At 64.4% G+C, this 21,744-nt stretch carries 18 protein-coding genes; 7 read left to right on the forward strand and 11 right to left on the reverse strand.

Translation table 11 applies throughout. From position 1 onward, the window contains the following. The first annotated feature begins 347 nt into the window (after positions 1 to 347). Both RYH74_RS06960 and RYH74_RS06965 read left to right on the forward strand, forming a co-directional pair. The gene (locus RYH74_RS06960) at positions 348 to 2,534 is read left to right on the forward strand and encodes an OsmC domain/YcaO domain-containing protein (RefSeq protein ID WP_317409143.1); all 2,187 of its coding nucleotides are present in this window, start codon (positions 348 to 350) and stop codon (positions 2,532 to 2,534) included. Positions 2,535 to 2,825: 291 nt separating this feature from the next. Continuing rightward, positions 2,826 to 3,638 (forward strand): class I SAM-dependent methyltransferase, encoded by an 813-nt coding sequence (locus RYH74_RS06965; protein ID WP_317409144.1) that lies wholly within the window; start codon positions 2,826 to 2,828, stop codon positions 3,636 to 3,638. 17 nt (positions 3,639 to 3,655) lie between these two features. Here RYH74_RS06965 and RYH74_RS06970 read toward each other — a convergent pair whose 3' ends face one another. Both RYH74_RS06970 and RYH74_RS06975 read right to left on the reverse strand, forming a co-directional pair. After that, positions 3,656 to 3,955, reverse strand: a complete 300-nt coding sequence (locus RYH74_RS06970; protein WP_085591561.1) for a hypothetical protein — start codon at positions 3,953 to 3,955, stop codon at positions 3,656 to 3,658. Positions 3,956 to 4,121: 166 nt separating this feature from the next. Beyond that, the gene (locus tag RYH74_RS06975; RefSeq protein ID WP_178080890.1) at positions 4,122 to 6,254 is read right to left on the reverse strand and encodes a TonB-dependent receptor; all 2,133 of its coding nucleotides are present in this window, start codon (positions 6,252 to 6,254) and stop codon (positions 4,122 to 4,124) included. 226 nt (positions 6,255 to 6,480) lie between these two features. Between RYH74_RS06975 and RYH74_RS06980 the strand changes: the two genes are divergently transcribed. Further along, entirely contained in the window at positions 6,481 to 7,062 is a 582-nt protein-coding gene (locus tag RYH74_RS06980; protein WP_075044986.1) for a hypothetical protein, read from the forward strand. A 4-nt stretch (positions 7,063 to 7,066) separates the two neighbouring features. Here RYH74_RS06980 and RYH74_RS06985 read toward each other — a convergent pair whose 3' ends face one another. Then, entirely contained in the window at positions 7,067 to 7,831 is a 765-nt protein-coding gene (locus tag RYH74_RS06985; RefSeq protein ID WP_075044987.1) for a hypothetical protein, read from the reverse strand. Between the two features lie 202 nt (positions 7,832 to 8,033). Here RYH74_RS06985 and RYH74_RS06990 point away from each other — a divergent pair, with 202 nt between their 5' ends. Beyond that, the gene (locus tag RYH74_RS06990) at positions 8,034 to 8,552 is read left to right on the forward strand and encodes a DMT family transporter (RefSeq protein WP_025338822.1); all 519 of its coding nucleotides are present in this window, start codon (positions 8,034 to 8,036) and stop codon (positions 8,550 to 8,552) included. On the opposite strand, the gene RYH74_RS06995 is transcribed toward RYH74_RS06990, so the two are convergent. After that, on the reverse strand, positions 8,553 to 9,461 hold the full coding sequence (locus tag RYH74_RS06995; RefSeq protein WP_286101741.1) for a LysR family transcriptional regulator: 909 nt from the start codon (positions 9,459 to 9,461) through the stop codon (positions 8,553 to 8,555). Positions 9,462 to 9,913: 452 nt separating this feature from the next. Here RYH74_RS06995 and RYH74_RS07000 point away from each other — a divergent pair, with 452 nt between their 5' ends. Together RYH74_RS07000 and RYH74_RS07005 are read left to right on the forward strand one after the other, a co-directional pair. Then, the gene (locus tag RYH74_RS07000; protein ID WP_025338824.1) at positions 9,914 to 10,888 is read left to right on the forward strand and encodes a quinone oxidoreductase family protein; all 975 of its coding nucleotides are present in this window, start codon (positions 9,914 to 9,916) and stop codon (positions 10,886 to 10,888) included. Positions 10,889 to 10,929: 41 nt separating this feature from the next. After that, positions 10,930 to 11,850: a LysR family transcriptional regulator gene (locus tag RYH74_RS07005; protein ID WP_286101743.1), complete on the forward strand. Its 921-nt coding sequence runs from the start codon at positions 10,930 to 10,932 to the stop codon at positions 11,848 to 11,850. A gap of 330 nt (positions 11,851 to 12,180) precedes the next feature. On the opposite strand, the gene RYH74_RS07010 is transcribed toward RYH74_RS07005, so the two are convergent. Further along, positions 12,181 to 12,510 (reverse strand): hypothetical protein, encoded by a 330-nt coding sequence (locus tag RYH74_RS07010; protein WP_023660807.1) that lies wholly within the window; start codon positions 12,508 to 12,510, stop codon positions 12,181 to 12,183. A gap of 74 nt (positions 12,511 to 12,584) precedes the next feature. Beyond that, positions 12,585 to 13,235 (reverse strand): DUF998 domain-containing protein, encoded by a 651-nt coding sequence (locus RYH74_RS07015; protein ID WP_085705210.1) that lies wholly within the window; start codon positions 13,233 to 13,235, stop codon positions 12,585 to 12,587. Positions 13,236 to 13,428: 193 nt separating this feature from the next. On the opposite strand from RYH74_RS07015, the gene RYH74_RS07020 reads away from it, so the two are divergent. After that, positions 13,429 to 14,178 (forward strand): FadR/GntR family transcriptional regulator, encoded by a 750-nt coding sequence (locus RYH74_RS07020; RefSeq protein ID WP_286101744.1) that lies wholly within the window; start codon positions 13,429 to 13,431, stop codon positions 14,176 to 14,178. Between the two features lie 173 nt (positions 14,179 to 14,351). Here RYH74_RS07020 and RYH74_RS07025 read toward each other — a convergent pair whose 3' ends face one another. The 5 genes from RYH74_RS07025 to RYH74_RS07045 form a co-directional block, all read right to left on the reverse strand. Continuing rightward, complete coding sequence (locus RYH74_RS07025; protein WP_286101745.1) at positions 14,352 to 15,932, reverse strand: aldehyde dehydrogenase (NADP(+)); 1,581 nt, start codon at positions 15,930 to 15,932, stop codon at positions 14,352 to 14,354. 186 nt (positions 15,933 to 16,118) lie between these two features. Next, the gene (garD, locus tag RYH74_RS07030; protein WP_025338828.1) at positions 16,119 to 17,672 is read right to left on the reverse strand and encodes a galactarate dehydratase; all 1,554 of its coding nucleotides are present in this window, start codon (positions 17,670 to 17,672) and stop codon (positions 16,119 to 16,121) included. Between the two features lie 77 nt (positions 17,673 to 17,749). Continuing rightward, positions 17,750 to 19,111, reverse strand: coding sequence for an MFS transporter (locus RYH74_RS07035; RefSeq protein WP_075044995.1), 1,362 nt, complete (start codon positions 19,109 to 19,111; stop codon positions 17,750 to 17,752). A 104-nt stretch (positions 19,112 to 19,215) separates the two neighbouring features. After that, positions 19,216 to 20,127, reverse strand: a complete 912-nt coding sequence (kdgD, locus tag RYH74_RS07040; RefSeq protein WP_039615340.1) for a 5-dehydro-4-deoxyglucarate dehydratase — start codon at positions 20,125 to 20,127, stop codon at positions 19,216 to 19,218. Between the two features lie 446 nt (positions 20,128 to 20,573). Continuing rightward, positions 20,574 to 21,383, reverse strand: a complete 810-nt coding sequence (locus RYH74_RS07045; protein WP_015270696.1) for a gamma-glutamyl-gamma-aminobutyrate hydrolase family protein — start codon at positions 21,381 to 21,383, stop codon at positions 20,574 to 20,576. Positions 21,384 to 21,744 lie beyond the last annotated feature (361 nt).

Here is a 21,744-nt window from a genome sequence, read left to right on the forward strand (position 1 = left end):
GGTTCACCTGCCCGTCAACGGTTGCTGTCGCGTGGTTTCTTCTGATCGGGGAATACGGTGCTCCCCAGTGCAGAAACGCTAGCACAGCGGGGTGACCGCTGGTCTGCTGGCGGGGGCAGGTTCAGAGGATCAGGCAAGCAATTCGGTGAAATGCGCAAGCTTGTACCGGCCCTATCGCCGGCAAGCCGGCTCCCACCTCGACCGTATCGACCGCAAGCCATGTGCAGTTCCTGTGGGAGCTGGCTTGCCGGCGATAAGGCCGGTACAGGCAAACAGGACTTCCGGCAGAAAAACCCGGATAATGCCGGCCAATTTCGTTTTGCACGCTTAAATCACGGTAATCCCGCATGGAAATCAAGGTCAATTTTCTCGACAATCTCCGTCTCGAAGCCAAGTTCGACGACTTCACGGTGATCGCCGACCAACCGATCCGCTACAAGGGTGATGGCTCGGCCCCGGGGCCGTTCGACTATTTCCTGGCGTCTTCGGCCTTGTGCGCGGCTTACTTCGTCAAGCTGTATTGCCAGACCCGCGACATTCCTACCGAAAACATTCGCCTGTCGCAGAACAACATCGTCGACCCGGAAAACCGCTACAACCAGGTCTTCAAGATCCAGGTCGAACTGCCCGAGGACATTTCCGAGAAGGACCGCCAGGGCATCCTGCGCTCCATCGACCGCTGCACGGTGAAGAAGGTGGTGCAGACCGGCCCCGAGTTCGTGATCGAAGTGGTCGACAACCTTGATGCCGATGCCCAGGGCCTGCTGATGCCGGTGGCGGACACCAGCACCTACATCCCCGGCAAGGACCTGTCGCTGGAGCAGACCATCGCCAACATGTCGGGCATCCTCGCCGGGCTGGGGATGAAGATCGAGATCGCCTCGTGGCGCAACATCGTGCCCAACGTGTGGTCGCTGCATGTGCGCGACGCCCAGTCGCCGATGTGCTTCACCAACGGCAAGGGCGCGACCAAGGAGGCCGCGCTGGCCTCGGCGCTGGGCGAGTTCATCGAGCGGCTGAACTGCAACTTCTTCTATAACGACCAGTTCTGGGGCGAGGACCTGGCCAACGCGTCGTTCGTGCACTACCCGAACGAGCAGTGGTTCAAACCCGGCCCGCGCGATGCGCTGCCGGCCGAGATCCTTGATGAGCACTGCCTGGCAATCTACAACCCGGACGGCGAGCTGCGTGGCTCGCACCTGTACGACACCAACTCGGGCAACACCGCGCGCGGCATCTGCTCGTTGCCGTTCGTGCGCCAGTCCGACCAGCAGGTGGTGTACTTCCCGTCCAACCTGATCGAGAACCTGTTCCTCAGTAACGGCATGAGCGCCGGCAACACCCTGGCCGAGGCGCAGGTGCAGTGCCTGTCGGAAATCTTCGAGCGCGCCGTGAAGCGTGAAATCCTCGAAGGCGAGCTGTGCCTGCCGGATGTGCCGCAGGAGGTATTGGCCAAGTACCCGGCCATCGTCGCCGGCATCCAGGGCCTGGAAGAGCAGGGCTTCCCGGTGCTGGTCAAGGATGCGTCGCTGGGCGGTGAGTTCCCGGTGATGTGCGTGACCTTGATGAACCCGCGCACCGGCGGCGTGTTCGCTTCGTTCGGCGCCCACCCGAGCCTGGAAGTGGCGCTGGAGCGCAGCCTCACCGAACTGCTGCAGGGCCGCAGCTTCGAAGGCTTGAACGACCTGCCGCAACCGACCTTCGAAAGCCACGCGCTGACCGAGCCGAACAACTTCGTCGAGCACTTCATCGACTCCAGTGGCGTGGTGTCGTGGCGCTTCTTCAGTGCCAAGGCCGACTTCGAGTTCGTCGAGTGGGACTTCTCCGGCCACGGCGAGGACTCCAACGTACAGGAAGCCGCGACCCTGTTCGGCATCCTCGAGGACCTGGGCAAGGAAGTGTACATGGCGGTGTACGACAACCTTGGCGCCACCGCCTGCCGCATCCTGGTGCCGGGTTACTCGGAGATCTACCCGGTCGAGGACCTGATCTGGGACAACACCAACCGCGCCTTGTCGTTCCGCGCCGACATCCTCAACCTGCACAGCCTGGACAACCGTTCCCTCAAGCTGCTGCTCAAGCGCCTGGACAACTGCGATGTGGATGACTACACCACCATCACCACGCTGATCGGCGTGGAGTTCGACGAGAACACGGTGTGGGGCCAGCTGACGATTCTCGAGTTGAAGCTGCTGATCTGCCTGGCGGTACAGCGCTTCGAGGATGCCAAGGAACTGGTCGAGGCGTTCCTGCAGTTCAACGACAACACCGTCGAGCGCGGCCTGTTCTACCAGGCGCTGAACGTGGTGCTGGAAGTGCTGCTGGACGACGAACTGGAAATGGACGACTACGAAGCCAACTTCCGCCGCATGTTCGGTAACCCGCGCATGGACGCGGTGCTGGGTTCGGTGGACGGCAGCGTGCGCTTCCATGGCCTGACCCCGACCAGCATGAAGCTCGAAGGCCTCGATCGCCACCTGCGCCTGATCGAAAGCTACAAGAAGCTGCACGCGGCTCGGGCCAAGTTCGCCTGATAGCCGCAATGCTCCAATCGCTATCTTGTACTGCCTGTTCTGGCCTTATCGCCGGCAAGCCAGCTCCCACAGGTACAGCACATGACTGGAGGTCGATGCTGTCGAGGTGGGAGCTGGCTTGCCGGCGATTGGGCCGGTAGCCTTCATATAGCGCTTTGTTCTTGCCGCTATCCCCAATCTGTCTTGCCGCTTCGCCGGCCAAGCGCGTAGCGTTTTGCTCCCATCCCCTCGATCCATGGCGCGTTGACTGCCAGAAGGACCTAGGCCGCGCACAACAAGAAGGCGCAGACCATGAGCACCCCTTTGGATACCAATGCCCTCAAAGCCCGCCAGCAAGCCGCGTGGGCCAGTGGCGACTACGCGGTAATCGGCACCACCCTGCAACTGGTTGGCGAGCGCCTGGCCGAAGCCTGTGACCTGCGCTGGGACGAGCAGGTGCTGGATGTCGCCGCCGGCAACGGCAATGCCACCCTGGCTGCTGCCCGGCGCGGCTGCCGTGTCACCTCCACCGACTATGTGCCCGAGCTGCTCAAGCGCGGTGAAGAACGTGCGCGGGCCGAGCACCTCAATGTGGTGTTCCAGACTGCCGATGCCGAAGCGCTGCCATTTGGCGATGGAACATTCGATGCGGTGCTGTCCACCTTCGGCGTGATGTTCGCGCCCGACCAGGCTCAGGCCGCGCGTGAACTGGGCCGGGTGTGCCGGCCCGGTGGCCGGATCGGCCTGGCCAACTGGACCCCGCAAGGGTTCGTCGGGCAGATGTTCAAGACCCTCGGGCGGCATGTACCGCCCCCAGCCGGGGCTCTGCCGCCTTCACGCTGGGGTGATGAAGAACAGTTGCGCGTGATGTTCGAGGGGGCGCTGGGCGAATTGAAGGTCAGCCGCCAGCACTTCAACTTCCGCTATCGCTCGGCGGCGCATTTCATCGAGGTGTTCCGCACCTGGTATGGGCCGGTGCACAAGGCGTTTGCCTCGCTGGAGACGGAAGCGGCCGGGGCACTGGAGCGGGATCTGGCGCAACTGTTGAATGAAAGCAATGTGGGCGGCGCGTCGTCGTTGGTGGTGCCGAGTGAGTACCTTGAAGTGGTGATCATTCGAGGTTGATCCCACGGGCCAAGCGCTCAGTTCTTGCACTTGGCCATCACCACCTGGCAAGTCTTCGGTGTGCCCCCTGACCGGCTTGCATAACGCACGCAGTTGTTCAGCGATTTCTGCCGGGCAATGCTCAGCGTATTGCCCCACGCGAGGCCGCCTTCGCCGGTGGTGGGCACGGCTTTGGCGAAGCAGTTGGAGCCCGTTGCGGGCGTCGCGTACCTGGCCTTGCTGGCTTTGCTGGAGCAGCCGGCGGTGAGTGCCAGGCTGAAGGCGAGCAGGGTGGTCAGCGCCCAGGACATGTAGGGGCGAATCGGTTTACTGCTCATATGCTCTCCTTACCGAGGCGCAGGACTCCCCGCCGCGAACACCGGCAAGGCCGGTGCCATACTCTGCACAGGATATTGCATTCAAGCGAAGCGGTGAACGCTTGCGTTGCACCAGATGCAGCGCAAGGCCTTGCACCATGGCAAGGCCTTGCGCCTGGGGCAACGATCAGAAGCGGTAGTTGAAGCTGGCTTCCAGCGTACGCGGTGCACCCGGGGTGATCAGGTCAACCGAACCGTGCGCGGAGGCATAGTAGTCGCGGTCGAACACGTTCTTCAGGCGCAGTGCTGCGTCCCACTGCGGCACGCTGTACAGCAGTGCGGCGTCGAAGGTGGTGTAGCCCGGCATCACCACCACGTTGTCGAGTGCGGTGTAGCGCTCGTCGACGTAGTTGGCGCCGGCGGCCACGCGCCATTCCGGGGTCAGGGTGCGCACCAGCCAGACGTTGGCGCTGTTACGCGGCGTCAGGGTAGGGGTCTGGCCTTCGTTGGCAACGCCGTTGGTCTTGCTGTTGGACTTGGTGATCTCGGCATCCAGGTAGGCATAGCCGGCGTAAATCTGCCACTTGTCCGTGAGCTGCCCGCTGACGGTGGCTTCGAAGCCGTCGGTGCGCTGCTCGCCGGCCAGCACGGTCAGGTTGGGGTTGGCCGGGTCGGCGGTCTTCATGTTGGTGCGCTCGAGGCGGAATACCGCTGCGGTCAGCGACAGGCGGCTGTCGAGCAGGTCCCACTTGGCGCCGATTTCGTAGTTGGTGGTTTCTTCCGGCTCCAGGTGCTGGTTGGTCGGGCTGACCGCGAACACTTCGCCCGAAGGCTGGTAGCTGCGGCTGACCGACACATAGTAGGACTGGATGTTGTCCGGCTGGTAGACCAGGCCGGCACGTGGGCTCCAGGTCTTGTCGGTACGGTCGAGGTCTACGTTCTGCGCGCGGTCGTCGTCGTACTCCTGGCCAAAGATGTCATAACGCACGCCGACCAGGGCCTTCCAGTGCTCGTTCAACTCGATCATGTCCTGCACATACAGGCCGGTGGTCTGCTGGAAGTTGGTGCCCTTGGACGACAGGTTGGCGGCGTGCTCCGGCACCGGCACCAGGGCGTCGCGATACACCGGCACCTGGGCCACGTTGTTCTGGCTCAGCACCCGCTGGTGCTTGTCCTGGAAGCCCACTTCCACGCCATACAGCAGGTTGTGCTGCATGCCGGCAAGCTGCGCCTGTTGCTTGAGTTCGGTCTGGTTGAACATGCCGTACTCGTCGCGGGCGACGTTGCCACGGTTGAGCTTGACCAGCAGTTCGCCGTCAGGCGCGGTGACGAAGCGCGTCGGGCTGCTGTCGGCCAAGGTGTTGTTGCGGTCCAGGTCGTAGCGGTAGTACCGGCTGGTGTTGGTCAGGGTGAAGTCGTCGTTGATGCGGTAGTCCAGGCTGGCAGTCAGCGAGAACACCTCGCTGCGGGCGTAGTCCTGGTCGGCATCGCCGGAGCCGAAGCGCTTGTCGCGGTCCACATCTACCGGGCGGTTGCCCAGCGCCGGGATGCCGAAGTCGATCAGGCGCTTGTCGTACAGGTAGGTGGCGCCCAGGTTCAGTTCCAGGTCGTCGGAGAGGCGGAAGTAGGCCGACGGCGCGATGGCCTTGCGGTCGATGTAGCCATCGTCGCGGAAGGTGTCGCTGTCTTCGAAGGCGCCGGTCACGCGGTAGGCCTGGTTGCTTTGCGGGTCGGCCCAGCCGGTGTCGAACTGGGTGCGGCGCTTGCCTTCGCTGTCGAAGCTCATGCCGACTTCGCGCTTGGGCGTGAAGCTCGGCTTCTTGCTTATGCTGTTGATCAGGCCGCCCGAAGAGCCACGGCCATACAGCACGGCGGCAGGGCCCTTGATCACCTCGACCCGCTCGATGTTGGACAGGTCACGGAAGTACAGGGCGTCGTCGCGCACGCCGTCGATGTACATGTCGCCAATGGCGCTGAAGCCGCGGATGGTCACCTGGTCACGCTGGCCGTCGCCGTTGGACAGGCCGACGCCGGGCACGTTCTTCAGGACGTCTTCCATGGACTGCGCACCCTGGTCCTTGATCACGCTTTCGGGCACGACGTTGACGGTTTGCGGGATGTCGCGCAGCGGGGCGTCGATCTTCATGGCGCTGCGGCTTTCGCTGGCCTTGTAGCTTTGCTGCTCGTAGGCGCTGGTGACGGCAGTGGCGGGCAAGGCGAGGGAACCCTGCGATTCAGGTTGGACAGCCGCGTGAACAGCAGGCACAACCAGCAGGCCCAGCATGGAAATGGATGCCGGGGCAACAGACTTTTTTGCCATTACAGGTGACTCTTTGTTGTATTTGGAGGTCACGAATAGTAATGATTTGTAAATGTAAAGCAAGTGTAAAGAGTTCGCATTTGCTGTTGCAAGGGCGCTCGTGGCAAGAAAACGACAAAACGCGTCGCAAGGGGGAGGGCCGGCAATGTGCCAGGCAAGGGCTATGCTTGTTGGCGCGTGAGCATTTCACGCCCCCATCCGGTCTTGATCACATGGAAGCAGGCCTATGAATCCAATTCGCTCTCTCGCTCGTGCTGTTGCCCTTGCCACCCTGGCGTCCGCCGCCAGCTTCACGGTGCAGGCTGCCGGTATTCCCATTGGTAGCGAGGCGCTGGAAAGCCACGTCACCACGCAGGTCACGGCCATCGACCTGGCCAGCCGCCAGGTCACGGTGAAAGGCCCTGACGCCAAGAAGGATGTGACCTTCCAGCTCACGGAAAAGGCCAAGGCGCTGCCCAACCTCAAGGTGGGTGACAGGGTCGACATCTACGTGACCCGTGCTGTGGCCTATGTGCTGAACCCCGAGGAGGGCGGTGCACCGAAGGCGACTGAAGAGTCCGGTACCATTCGCGCCACGGCGGACAACCCCAACCCGGGCGGCGAGGCGTTCCGCCAGGTCAGGGTGACCTCGCAGATCAAGAAGATCAACCTCGAGACGCATGAGGTGAGCCTGTTGCCGCCTGAGGGCAAGCTGCAGGTGGTCAAGGTCGAGAACCCTGACCTGCAGGCACGCATGAAGAACCTCAAGGTCGGCCAGACGGTCGACGCGATCTACACCGAAGTGCTGCGCGTCGAAACCTCGCGCTGACCATTCATTGGGGCAGGCTACGGGTTGCCCGCACATGGATCCGCCGTGATGCCTTGCATGACGGCGGATGTCGTTCGAACAGCTGTATCACCCAATCGGGCCGAGTCTTGCTGGCATCGTTGAGCCAATTGGCAACCGAGTCCTGGGCATACTTGTCTGCTTCGGCCAGGCGCGGCACCAACAGTGGCTCGGCCACTTCGGGCGCTTGCTTGAGTGCGGCGATGTGCTCGCACCAGACGCCACGTGGGCGCAGCACCTCGATACAGAAGCGTCGTACCAGTGGGTTGCTGTCGCCGGCATGTCGGGCAAGCAGGGCCAGGGCATCATCCAGCGCTTGAGCCAGGCGCGGGCGCAGGGCTATCCAGGCCCATTCGCGCACACCAAAATGTTCATCGCGAGCAAAATGCAGCTGGGCCAGCAATGCGGCTTCGAGATCGAGCGTGCGCGACAGGTGCGCCTGGGCGAAGGCCGCCCAGCTGCGCACCGTATCGGAGCTGTGTGCGCTGCACTGCTCCAACACCTGCTGGCGCTGGGGCGCAGGTGCTGGTTCCAGCCACTGCCCAAGGGCAAGGCCGATCCCCGTGATTTTTTTTGACAGGCCCTGCGAGCATGTTTCTTCGGCGCAGGTAGCCAGTTGTTCGATCAGCGTGTCGGGCAACTGGCCTGCCAGTGCACTGACCAAGGTCCTTTGATCCACTGCCAGGCACTCGGCCAGGTTGCGGGTGGGCAACTGCCCATGGTCGATCAGGGTTGTACGTTCATCTGTCATCGAATGTGCTCCATCACATACGGTTTGGTCTGGTCTAAGCCGTGAACCCGCCGGCTCAGGCCTCGGGCCGAGGCTGCGCAGCATCCTAGCCCAATTGGCTGGTATCCATGCGGCGAATAGCATGCGTGCACACTTTCGATTTCCATGGATAAAGGGAATTTTCCGATCATCGCCTGAACATCTGTCACGAATGAGGACTGCCATGTTCAGCAAGACCTTGTGCCTTCTGGTGCTTCCCTTTGCCCTGGCGTTGCTTGCCGGTGCCGTGCTGCCGTTCCAGGCTGCGGGTAATGCCGCCGTCGGCCGGGCGCTGGGGCACTGGTTGTGGGGTGCGTTCACGTCATTGACGGTAAGTTCGCTGGTAGTGATCGCCGCGCTGCTGATCCTCAGGGTGCCGGCGCCGGACATGGGCAAGGCCTTGCAGGGGCCCTGGTGGCTGTGGGTTGGCGGTGTGCTCGGGGCGTTGTACGTGGCCGGTGCCGCGGCGCTCACCCCCAGGCTGGGCGCAGCGGGTTTCCTGGTGCTGGTGGTGGCGGGGCAGATCATCACGGCGGTGGTCGCGGACCACTTCGGAGTGATGGGGTTGGGGGGCAAGCCGCTCAACCTGGCCAGGTTGGCGGGTGTGGTGCTGATCCTCTGCGGCGTGCTGCTGGTGCAGGGCACCTGGGCAGCAGGCACGCCGGCCAGTGCCACTGCTGTGGTGAAACAGCCGGAAGGCTGATCAGTGCCCCGGCTGGCTGCACGCCCACACGGTTTCCCGCAGCCAGCGATGCCCGGGGTCGTCGTCCTTGCGGCTATGCCAGGCTTGCTGGTAATCGAATGAAGGAATCGCCAGTGGCGGCTCGAACTGGCGCAATGTCCTGTGCTGGTGCAGCGAGCCCACCGCGCGGCTGGCCACGGTCAGGATCAGGTCGGTGCCGGCCAGCACTTCGACTGCCGCACTCCAGTGCGGCAAGGCCAGGGCAATCCGCCGACGCAGGCCTTGCGCGGCCAGGGCGCGTTCGATTTCATCGAAGGCATCCGGGTGCATGGCCATCAGCACATGCGGGCGGGCCAGCCAGTCGGCCAGGGCCAGGCTGCCGCTGGCCGGCAGCACCTGGCGGTCGGCAACGCTGATGAAGCTGTCGGTGAACAGCGGCTGCGCGGTGATGGCCTGGGGCAGGTCCGGGAAGATGCCCAGGGCCAGGTCCAGTTCACCATCGAGCAACTGGGCCAGCATGGTTTCGCGGCTGGCCTGGCTGATGGCCAGGTCCACCCCGGGCGCGACATGGCGCAGGTGGCGCAGCAGGGGTGGCAGGATGATCCGCGAGGAATAGTCGGACAGCGAGAGCCTGAAGCGACGCTGGGCCTTGGCCGGTTCGAACTGTGGGGCGGCCAGCAGGCCGTTGAGGTTGCCCAGGGCGTCGTGCAGCGGTTTGGCCAGCGATTGGGCGCGGGCGGTCAAGGCCATGCGGCCGTTCTGGCGCACCAGCAAGGGGTCGTCGAAGTGCTTGCGCAACTGTGCCAGGGCATGGCTTACCGCCGGTTGGCTGCGGTGCAGGCGCAGGGCGGCGCGGGTCACGTGCTTTTCGCTCAGCAGGGCGTGCAGGGCGAGCAGCAGGTTGAGGTCGATCTTGCGTAGTTCATCCATGGTGCGAATGGTCTTGGTTGTGTCTGGCGGTTTTCATCAGCTTAACAAATGCCCAAGGCTGTCGAGGCCCCAGGATTTCGGCATCATGGCTGACATTGTCGGGGCCGCGTTGCGGCCCATCGCGACACAAGGCCGCTCCTACAAGGACCGTGTCAGTCGTTGGGGTTATACTCCCCACCCGTTTCACTGTTATCCGAGTATTCCGATGGGTCTTTCCGTAACCGCAACACCCGAGCCGCGTAGCCTGGGCGCCCCTATGCCGGCAACCTGATCGGCGTGCGCCTGCGTCCGCTGTTCTTTGCCGGCGAGCATCGGCCTGTAGCGCTGACCGGGTGCTGAGGCACTGAGCGAATTGCTGCAAGGGGTGCAGAAATCATCTGCATCCCGCCTGATTGTTCAACTTTCCCTGCCTGATTAGCCTGACTCGAACACCCATCCAACAGGATTCGATCATGGCTACCCGCATCGTTCTCAACAGCACCGGCACTGCCGATGTCATGCAGCTTGAACACTTGCAAGCACAAGCCCCAGGGCCCGGCCAGGTCTGGCTGGAACAGACGGCCATGGGTGTCAACCCGCTCGACCTGTTGCAGCGCAAGGGCGGTGCCCCACTGGACTTGCCTTCCGGGCTGGGGCTGGAAGGGGCTGGGCGGGTCGCCGCCGTCGGCGAAGGGGTACATGACGTGCAGGTGGGCGACCGGGTCGCCTATGCCATGGGCCCGGTTGGCGGTTACGCCAGCGGCCGCCTGTACCCGGCCGAGCGCCTGATCAAGCTGCCGCCGCAGCTGGATGACCAGGCCGCTGCCGCCGTGCTGTTCAAGGGCATCACGGCGCAGTACTTGCTGAAGACCACTTATGCCGTGGGCCCGGGTAGCCAAGTGTTGTTGTACGGTGCCGCCGGTGCCTTGGGCCAGCTGATGGCGCCTTGGGCGCGGCACCTGGGGGCGACGGTGATCGGCGTGGTATCACGCCCGCAGAGCGTGGCAAGGGCGCAGGCAGCGGGTTGCCACCATGTGCTGGTGTTCGACGCGGCAACCTTGGCCGGCCAGGTCCGCGAGCTGACCCAGGGCCAGGGCGTGGACGTGGCCTATGACTGTGTCGGCAAGGTGTCGTTGCAAGCCTCGCTGGACAGCCTGCGGGTGCGTGGCTTGCTGGTGTCGTTCGGCGGCACCTCCGGCGCGCCGGCGGCCATCGAGGTTGCCACGCTCAACGCCAAGGGCTCGCTGTACCTGACCCGGCCCTCGCTGGCAGCACACACCCGCACGGTCGAAGAGTATCAGCAGCGCGCCGCCGATGTGCTGGCGGCGGTCGCCGAGGGTATCATCCAGCCTCGGGTCTGGCGTGCCTACCCGCTGGCCGACGCGGCCCGGGCTCACGGGGACCTGGAGCAAGGGCAGTCGGAGGGCGCGCTGGTCCTTACTGCCTGATACCCGACTTCCACCCCTACTGCCTTGTGCCGAGCCTTACCATGGATGCCTTCGACAGCCGCCGCGCCGATGAACTTGCCACCTTGCTGGCGCTGCACGAGCAGGGCTCGTTTGCCGCTGCCGGGCGTCAGTTGGAGCGCCACCCCACGGTGCTGTCGAAGCGCCTGAGTGCACTGGAGGTGCGCCTGGGCATTCGCCTGGTGGAGCGCAGCACGCGGCAACTGCGCTTTACCGATGAAGGCGAGCGGCTGGTGGCCAAGGTGCGCGAGGCCAACCGGCTGATCGCCGAGGCCGAACAGGAAGCGGCCGAGGGGGCGGCGACGGTACGTGGGCGCCTGCGCCTGGCATTGCCGGCAGCCATGGGCCGGCGCTGGTTGAGCGGGATGCTGGCCGATTTCGTGCTGGCCTACCCGCAGGTGATGGTGGAGGCCGAGTATGCCGATCGTTTCGTCGACCTGATCGGCGAGGGTTTCGACGCCGCCATCCGCATTGGTGAGCTGGCTGACAACCGCCTGGTGGCCAGGAAGCTGTGCGATCACCTGCGCATCCTGTGTGCGTCGCCCGAGTACCTGGCCCGGCATGGCACACCCGTGCAGCCGGAGGATCTTGCTGGGCACAATTGCTTGGGTTTCAGTGGCTTGCGAAGCTTTCCTGAATGGCGACTGATGAGTGGTGGGCGACAGGTGAGTGTCAAGGTTGCCGGCAACCTGCGCAGCAACGACAACGAAGCCCTGCTGGAGGCGGCGCGGCGTGGCGTTGGCATCCTGGCGGGAGGGGACTGGCTGATGGGCGAGGACCTCGCCGCCGGGCGTTTGGTGCGGGTGCTGCCGCAATGGCAGCTGGATGTGGCGGCGGGCATTTACCTGGTACGGCCGACCGCGCGCCTCAACACTGCCGCCCTGGTGGCATTCAAGGCGTGGCTGGAGGCTCGCTTCGAGGCCGGCGCACCGTGGCGGCTATAGAATTGCACATAACTAATTGAATTAGCAGGGACCCTGTGGGAGCGGCTTTAGCCGCGAACACCGGCGTAGCCGGTGCCATGCACCGCGTTGGCTTCTTCGCGGCTAAAGCCGCTCCCACATCGACCGCATCGCTTTCAAGCCATGTGCAGTACCTGTGGGAGCTGGCTTGCCGGCGATGAGGCCAGTACAGGCAGCATCAGCCGGGCGGTTGTTACAAGTCGAGCACCAAGCGGGCAGTACGAGCACGCGAGACGCACAGCATGATGCTCCCACAGGGTACGCGGGCCGCTTGCGAATTCAGTTCTCTACGCGAAAAGGGCTGGGCAATCGTTATCGCCTTGCTACAGCATGCTGCACGCACTGCTCGTAATAGGTTTGCTTGATCGCTGCAGGCTTGAGCCGCGAGCGGCTGTTGTAGGTTTGTTCGGTAATGCCGAAGGCGGTCATGCGCATCCACGGTTTGGGGAATTTGCGCGCCTGCAGCTTCTTGCGCGTGGCATACAGGGTTACCCCGGAAAGCTTGGCCTGCTGCGCCTCGGCGGCTATCTGCGCGCCCCAGCCGCAAGTGTGGCGATCGTTCTGGCTCAGCGCCCGTGCCTGGGCGCCGAAAGCGAGCGTGGCCAGCAGGCAGCCGGCCATCGTTGCTAGAAGTACTCGCATGTTGCTGTCCTAAGCATCTGAAGGAAAACGAAGTTTGCCTTCACAAGCTGCTACCGGGGGCCAGCAAATTGCCGTCAGGTTGTTGCCATCCGCAACGGGCTGGCGCGGGAGGGGCGTAGGCTGGTCCAGGCCAGGCTGGCGACCCAGATTACTGATACGCCGTAGTTCAGTCGCTGGTACAGTCCGAACCACTGGCCGCTTTGCGCTGCCTTGCCCATGAGCGCGACGGTCACGATCGCCAATACCACGCAGGCCAGAGAAAACAGCCCCAGTGCCCTGGAGCCGGCAATGCGATTGCCCAACCAGGCCCACAGCGCGCTAGCAAGGGTCAGCGAAAGGAACATCAGCAAGCCGGACAGGTTGTGTAACTGCTGCGAACGGGAAGGCTGCGCCGGAACGCAACCTTGGTCGCAGGGAAACCACCCGGTACCCAGGCTGCCCACGCCATGCAACAGCACCAGCGCCGCACTCAGCAATGCCAGCTTCGAGCCACGCCAGCGCCGCGCCAGGCCCCAGGCAAACAGGGTGAACAGGATGGCAAGGGGGAAGTTGTTGACCAGCGGCGACCAGTTCTGGGTCGGCGAACCGACCGCGCCGAGCTGGCTCATGGCCTGTTGCAGGTGGTCGTAGCCGGGGTAGGCCAGGGCGGTGAACCATACACCTGCCAGCAGCCAGAGGGGGATCAACAGGCCGCTGGCGAGCAACAGGCGGTCGAGGGGTTTCATGCTGTGTTTTCCTTCCATGGATGAGCGTGAAACCGCACAGTACAGCCTCGCACCTGCGAGGGGCCAGCATTTCCAGTGTTTCGTTCAGGGCTGCCGCGCCTGCGAACGACGAGAAATACCGCACTGCGTGTATGTGATCGTACAACTGCTTGCGCTATGATGAACGCTGTCTTTCAAGGTGAAATACAGGGCAATGACAGAGCAGCAGGTACAGGCAAAGACCCGGCGCAAGCCGCGCAGTCTGGCCCAGGAACTGGTCACGGTGCTGACCGAGCGCATTCGCAGCGGCCAGCTCAAGCGCGGCGACAAGCTGCCGACCGAATCGCAGATCATGGCCGAAGAGGGTGTCAGCCGCACGGTGGTGCGTGAAGCGATCTCGCGGCTGCAGGCCGCCGGGCAGGTCGAGACCCGCCACGGCATTGGCACCTTTGTGCTGGACGCGCCAGCCACGGGTGGTTTCCGTATCGACCCGGCGACCGTGGTCACCCTGCGCGAAGTGTTGGCGGTGCTGGAGTTGCGCATTGCCCTGGAGATCGAATCGGCGGGCCTGGCGGCGCAGCGGCGCAGCGATGAAGAGCTGACCGGCATGCGTGCGGCGCTGGACGAACTCAACGAAGGGGCTGCCCACGCCACGGATGCGGTGTCGGCGGACTTCCAGTTCCACCTGCGCATTGCCCAGGCCAGCGGCAACCACTACTTCGCCGACATCATCAACCACCTGGGCACCAGCATCATCCCGCGTACCCGCTTGAACTCGGCGCGGCTGGCCCACGATGACCAGGCGCACTACATGAGCCGGCTGATGCATGAGCACGAGGCGATCTACGAAGCCATCGCCCGGCGTGATAGCGAAGGGGCGAAGATGGCCATGCGCATGCACCTGAGCAATAGCCGCGAGCGCTTGCGGCAGGCGCATGAAGAGGCCGAGGCGCAGGGGGTCTGAGGCTTCTCTGTTGCCTGACCTGGCCTCTTCGCGGGTAAACCCGCTCCCACAAGGTTATCCATTACCTGTAAGTACGGCGCGGTCCCTGTAGGAGCGGGTTTACCCGCGAAGAGGCCGGTACAGGCAAAAGAAAAGCCCCGCCATGCGCGGGGCTTTCTGGTTTCAAGGGGCGATCAGATCGCGCCCTCACTCCACTGGCCATTTACCAGCCGACGCAGCCCAAGCGGGTTGCCGTCGCGCAGTGCCTCAGGCAACAGCGCCTGCGGGTAGTTCTGGTAGCACACCGGGCGCAGGAAGCGGTCGATGGCCAGGGTGCCGACTGACGTGCCGCGCGCATCCGATGTGGCCGGGTAAGGCCCGCCGTGCACCATCGCATCACACACCTCGACACCGGTCGGGTAGCCATTGACCAGGATCCGCCCGACTTTCTCCTCCAGCAGCGGCACCAGCCAGGCGAAGGCCTGCAGGTCTTCCGGCTCGCCGATCAGGGTCGCGGTCAGCTGGCCGCGCAGGCCGAGCAGGGCGGCGCGCAACTGGTCGTTGTCCTGCACTTCCACGGCAACGGTGGTCGGGCCGAACACTTCTTCCTGCAGCAGCGGGTCAGATTCCACCAGCAGGCGGGCATCAGCCCTGAACAGTTGGGCGCGCGCCTGGCTGCCTGCCTGCGCCTGGCCGGCCAGGTGCTCGATACCGGCATGGGCGTGCAGGTGCTCCAGGCCACCGACGTAGCTGCGCAGGCCACCGGCGTTGAGCATGGTCTGGCCGGCCTGCTGGCTCAGGTGCTGGCCAAGCTCTGCCAGCAGTTGGCTGTACTGCGGCGACTGCAGGCCGATCACCAGGCCCGGGTTGGTGCAGAACTGGCCTGCGCCCAGGCACACCGAACCGGCCAGTTCTCGGGCGATGGCTTCGCCACGCTTGGCCAGGGCGCCCGGCAGGATGATGACCGGGTTGATGCTGGACATCTCGGCGAACACCGGGATCGGCTGCGGGCGCTCGGCGGCCATGCGGCACAGGGCGTCACCGCCTTTCAGCGAGCCGGTGAAGCCGACGGCCTGGATGGCCGGGTGCTTGACCAGCCACTCGCCGACGCCGCCACCGAACACCATGTTGAACACGCCCTTGGGCATGCCGGTGCGCTCGGCGGCGCGCTGGATGGCGCAGCCGACCAGGTCGGCGGTGGCCATGTGGCCGCTGTGGGCCTTGAACACCACGGGGCAACCGGCGGCCAGGGCCGCGGCGGTATCGCCACCGGCGGTGGAGAAGGCCAGCGGGAAGTTGCTGGCGCCGAACACGGCGACCGGGCCGACGCCGATGCGCATCTGGCGCAGGTCCACGCGTGGCAGGGGCTGGCGCTCGGGCAGGGCCAGGTCGATGCGTGCACCGAGGAAGTCACCACGGCGCAGCACCTGGGCGAACAGGCGCATCTGGCCGCTGGTGCGGCCGCGCTCGCCCTGGATACGGGCGGGGGGCAGGGCGGTTTCACGGCAGACGATGGCGACGAAGGCGTCGTCCAGTTCGTCCAGCTCGGCGGCGATGGCGTCGAGGAATTCGGCGCGCCGCGCCGGGGCCAGCTGGCGGAATTCGGCGAAGGCGGCGGCGGCGGCCTTGGCGGCCTGGTCCACTTCGCTTTCGGTGGCTTGGGCGAAGCTGTAGGGCAGGGCCTCGCCGGTGCTGGCGTCCAGGCTCTGCAGGCGCTGCTGGCCAGCGGCGCTGCGCTGGCCGGCGATGAAGTTGTGGCCGAGGATTTCAGGCATGGGGTGCTCCTGTAGAGAGTAGTGAAGGAAGAGAACGTGCTTGAGGCGTTTGCTCGGACCCTGTGGGAGCGGGTTCACCCGCGAAGCAGGCAACTCGGTGCATGGCACCGGCTTTGCCGGTGTTCGCGGGTGAACCCGCTCCCACAGGGACCGCGTTGCAATGTTGAGTCGGGCAAGCCCTGGGCATCAGGTAATCGGTGCCGGGTTGAACAGGGTGATGTCGTTGTGCAGGCGATGCTGTTCGGCCCAGGTCTGCTTGCGGCCGCTGGCCACGTCCAGGTAGTAGTGGAACAGCTCCCAGCCCAGCTCCTCGATGGTCGAGCGGCCGCTGGCGATGCGCCCGGCGTCGATGTCGATCAGGTCGGGCCAGCGCTGGGCCAGCTCGCTGCGGGTGCATACCTTGACCACTGGCGCCATGGCCAGGCCGTACGGGGTGCCACGGCCGGTGGTGAACACATGCAGGTTCATGCCGGCAGCCAGTTGCAGGGTGCCGCAGACAAAGTCGCTGGCCGGGGTGGCGCAGAAGATCAGGCCTTTGCGGTTGACCCGCTCGCCCGGCCCGAGCACGCCCTGGATGGCGCCGCTACCGGACTTGACGATCGACCCCAGGGACTTCTCGACGATATTCGACAAGCCGCCTTTCTTGTTGCCCGGCGTGGTGTTGGCGCTGCGGTCGGCGGCGCCTTGCTGCAGGTAGCGGTCGTACCAGTCCATTTCGCGCACCAGGGCGTCTGCGACCTCCTGGTTTTCCGCCCGCGAGGTGAGCATGTAGATGGCGTCGCGCACTTCGGTCACTTCCGAGAACAGCACGGTGGCGCCAGCGCGTACCAGCAGGTCGGCGGCGTAGCCCAGCGCCGGGTTGGCGGTGATGCCCGAGAAGGCGTCGCTGCCCCCGCACTGCATACCCAGGATCAGTTCGCTGGCCGGCACGCTTTCGCGGCGGCGCTGGTCGAGTTTCTTCAGGCGGGTCTCGGCCAGTTCCATGATCTGTTCGATCATTTCCACAAAGCCCAGGCTGGCGTCCTGCAGGCGGTACAGCCACGGGTCGCTGAGGTCGACCGACGGGTCGTTGTCGTGCATCACCTGGCCGGCCTGCAGCTTTTCGCAGCCCAGGCTGATGACCAGGGCCTCGCCGCCCAGGTTGGGGTTGCGCGCCAGGTTGCGCACCGTGCGGATCGGGATGTAGGCATCGCGCGCGTTGATCGCCACGCCGCAGCCATAGCTGTGGGTGATGGCCACCACGTCATCGACATTGGGGTACTTGGGCAGCAACTCGCTGCGAATGCGCTTTACCGCATGCTCCAGCACGCCGGCCACGCACTGCACGGTGGTGGTGATGCCGAGGATGTTGCGGGTGCCGACGGTGCCGTCGGCGTTGCGGTAGCCTTCGAAGGTGAAGCCTTCGAGCGGCGGCAGCGGCTGCGGGACGGCGTCGCAGCGTGGCAGGCTGTCCAGCTCCGGCGCGGCCGGCATGGCCAGCTGGCTCTCCTGCACCCAGCTGCCCTGGCGCAGGTCTTCCAGCGCGTAGCCTATGATCTGCCCGTAGCGGCGCACCGGTTCGCCCTTGGCGATGGCTACGGTGGCCACCTTGTGGCTCTGTGGCACGCCTTCGACCAGGGTCAGGCCGTCGGCGAAGCGGGCGCCTTCGCCCAGGCCGCCATCGTTGACCACCACCACGACATTGTCGTCGTCGTGCAGGCGGACGTAGCGGGGCGAGTCGGAATGTTCGATCAACTGCATGTTCGGGCCCTACTTGTCAGGTTCTCAGGCTTTTGTACATCCGCCCGCAGCGGGGTGGCCGACGCGGGCGTGTTCACTCAGTGGCGCGAGCCGGCCAGTTCGCTGCCGGTCGCTGGCTCGGCGTCAGGCTTTGGGCTTTCACGCAGCTCGATGCGCTTGATCGGGCCGACGATCACCAGGTAGCTGAACACCGCCACCAGGGCGTTGGCACCGACATACACCAGGGCCCACTTGAACGAGCCAGTGGCGCTGATGATGTAGCCGATCACGATTGGCGTGGTGATCGAGGCGATGTTGCCGAAGGTGTTGAACAGCCCGCCCGACAGCCCGGCGATCTGTTTCGGCGAGGTGTCGGCGACCACCGCCCAGCCCAGCGCGCCGATGCCTTTGCCGAAGAACGCCAGGGTCATGAAACCGACCACCATCCACTCGGCGTCGACGTAGTTGCAGAACACCATGGTGGTCGACAGCAGCAGACCGCAGACGATCGGCAGCTTGCGCGAGAAGGTCAGCGAGTTGCCGCGGCGCAGCAGCCAGTCGGAGATCACCCCGCCCAGCACACCACCGATGAAGCCGCAGACCGCCGGCAGCGAGGCGATGAAGCCGGCCTTGAGGATGGTCATGCCGCGCTCCTGCACCAGGTACACCGGGAACCAGGTGAGGAAGAAGTAGGTGATGGCGTTGATGCAGTATTGGCCCAGGTACACGCCCAGCAGCATGCGGCTGGTCAGCAGTTGCTTGATGTAGCCCCATTTCGGGCCGTCGTTGCCGCGCTTCTGGTCCATGTCCACCAGGCCGCCGTTCTGCTCGATGTGCTCGAGTTCACCCGGGCTGATGCGTGGGTGTTGGCGCGGGTTGTAGATGGTCTTCAGCCACACCATGGAGAACACGATGCCCAGTGCGCCCATGACCACGAACACGTGCTCCCAGCCGAAGCTGAACACGATCCAGCCCATGATCGGTGCGAACAGTGCGGTGGCGAAGTACTGCGCCGAGTTGAAGATGGCCGAGGCGGTGCCGCGTTCCTGGGTCGGGAACCAGGCCGCGACGATGCGCGCGTTGCCCGGGAACGACGGGGCTTCGGCAAAACCGACCAGAAAGCGCAGGGTGAACAGCGTCACCACCGCCCAGGCCACCGGCAGGCCACCGACAAAGCCCTGCAGCAGGGTGAACAGCGACCAGGTGAAGATGCTGAAGGCGTAGACGTTCTTGGAACCGAAGCGGTCGAGCAGCCAGCCACCAGGAATCTGGCCAGCCACGTATGCCCATCCGAAGGCGGAGAAGATGTAGCCGAGGGTCACGGCATCGATGCCGAGGTCTTTCTGCAGGCTGGAGCCCGCGATTGCAATGGTGGCGCGGTCAGCGTAGTTGATCGTGGTCACCAGGAACAGCATGAACAGGATCAGGTAGCGCACATGCGTCTTCTTCGTCGCTTGCATGCTGGTAGTACTCCCACTAGTTATTTTTGTGCGGGCTCACGAATTGTAACCGGAGTGGGGTTGGCCCACTCCGGGCGCGGCATCTGGCAGGCCGCGGGCGGCGCTTACTGCGGGCCCATCTTGTCCATCAGCGCGGCGAGCTTTTCGTACTCGTCGGCGGTGAGGTCGGTAAGCGGCGTACGCACCGGGCCGGCGTCGTAACCGGCGATTTTGGCGCCGGCCTTGACGATGCTCACGGCGTAGCCGGCCTTGCGGTTGCGGATGTCCAGGTACGGCAGGAAGAAGTCGTCGATCAGCTTGGCCACGGTGGCGTGGTCGTCACGGGCGATGGCGTTGTAGAAGTCCATGGCGGTCTTCGGCACGAAGTTGAACACGGCGGAGGAGTACACCGGCACGCCCAGGGCCTTGTAGGCAGCAGCATACACCTCGGCGGTCGGCAGGCCACCCAGGTAGCTGAAGCGGTCGCCCAGGCGGCGACGGATCGACACCATCAGCTCGATGTCACCCAGGCCGTCCTTGTAGCCGATCAGGTTCGGGCAGCGCTCGGCCAGTTTTTCCAGCAGGTCGGCGTTCAGGCGGCAGACGTTGCGGTTGTAGACGACTACGCCGATGTTTACCGATTTGCACACTGCTTCGACGTGGGCGGCGACACCTTCCTGGCTGGCTTCGGTCAGGTAGTGCGGCAGCAGCAGCAGGCCCTTGGCACCCAGGCGCTCGGCTTCTTGCGCGTATTCGATGGCCTGGCGGGTGGAGCCACCGACGCCGGCGAGGATGGGTACCGACTTGGCGCAGGTGTCGACGGCGGTCTTGATCACCTGGCTGTATTCGCTGGCAGCCAGGGAGAAGAACTCACCGGTGCCGCCGGCGGCGAACAGGGCGCTGGCGCCATACGGGGCCAGCCATTCCAGGCGCTTGACGTAGCCAGCCGGATTGAAGTCGCCCTGGGCGTTGAAGTCGGTGACCGGGAAAGACAGCAGGCCGTGGGAGAGGATGGATTTGAGTTCTTGTGGGGTCATTGTTGTTGGCATCCTGTGGCGCTTGGGTGAAGGGTGTTGTTTTGCGTTGGAGGTAAGTTATCGTACAACTTGTACGATGACTAGTCCTTTGGGAGATTTTTTTGTGGAGGGGCGGAAGGAGTGTTATTGCCTGTGCCGGCCTCTTCGCGGGTAAACCCGCTCCCACAGGGACCGCGCCGCGCTTGAAATTTGCGGAGATCCCTGTAGGAGCGGGTTTACCCGCGAAGAGGCCAGAACAGGCGACAACAACAGATGCACGAGACGCAGATGGCAGACCAATCGCGAGCAGTCATCGTATCTCTTGAGGGGCAGGAAAAAAGATCGCGGAGACAGGCACAAGCCCGCCGCCCGTTTCCACGGGAAGTGTTCTGGGACCAGCAGAGGGTGACCGGGGAAAACGGGGGCGGCCTTGCGCCGCCCCGCGATCAAAGCAGAGGAAACTGGGGTCAGGCAGCGTGCTGGCGCTTGATCTGCGCCTTGCGTACCTGGGCCCGGCAAGCGTCGCCGAAAGCCTGGAAGATCTTGATCGAATCCGGGTTCTTCGCCGCTTGCCACTCCGGGTGCCACTGCACGGCGAACAGGAACGGCGAGATGCTCGGGGCATGGATCGCCTCGACCAGGCCGTCTTCGGCGTGGGCGATGGCCTCGATGCCGGCGCCGAGCTTGTGCAGGCCTTGGCCATGCAGCGAGTTGACGCGAATCTCGTCGGTACCCAGGGTGTCGCGCAGCCAGCTGTCCGGCTTGATCTTCACGCCGTGCACCTGGGCGTATTGCACCTCGACCGGGTCTTCCGGGTTTTCCCGGTGGTCGTTGAAGCCAGGCTCGGCGTACACCTTCTGGTAGATGTCGCCACCCAGGGCCACGTTGATTTCCTGCATGCCACGGCAGATGCCGAAGATCGGCAGGCCACGCTTGATCGCGGCCTTGACCAGCGGGATGTCGAACAGGTCGCGGTTCTGGTCCTGGCCTTTGCCGGGGGTCTCGTTTTCCTGGCCGTACAGGGCCGGGTCGATGTTGCTGCCGGCGCCGGTCAGGTACACGCCGTCGGCCATGTCCAGATAGGTCTCGAGGTCTTCGATGCCGCAGCAGGTGGGCACCAGCACCGGGACGCAATCGGAAAACTCGACCAGCGGGGTGATGTATTTGTGGGTCATGACCTGGTAGTCATGGCCTTTGCGCTCTTGGCTGCCCATGGTCATCAGGACGACGGGTTTGCGCAGGGAGGGTTGCTTGTTGCCAATGTTGCTGTTGGACATATGTCACCTTGGGACAGGTTCGGCCTGTCGTTGTTGTGCAGGTGCACGGCGCGGGGCCATGGGTGCAACCTGTAGCCCCGAGCACTGCCGGCTCGTCGGAGGCGACGATTCCGGTCGGGGCTTGTAGATAGCTTGCCAGAGCCGTTCGATATGTCAAACGACGGAGTAGGGCTTGATGGCCGGGAATGCGCCGGTTTTTGGGGGCTGAAACCGATGCGGGCCTGTGGCGGCGTGGGTTTGGCGGGGGTTAAGGTCAATAATATTTAACGATGCAGTTGGGTCTTTGCAGCGGTGCAATGAAGGTGGTTTTGTGTTTGTGCTACTGGCCCTATCGCCGGCAAGCCAGCTCCCACAAGTACTG

The sequence above is a fragment of the Pseudomonas sp. LSJ-87 genome (genome assembly GCF_032971465.1).
Classification (GTDB): Bacteria; Pseudomonadota; Gammaproteobacteria; order Pseudomonadales; family Pseudomonadaceae; genus Aquipseudomonas; species Aquipseudomonas putida_Z.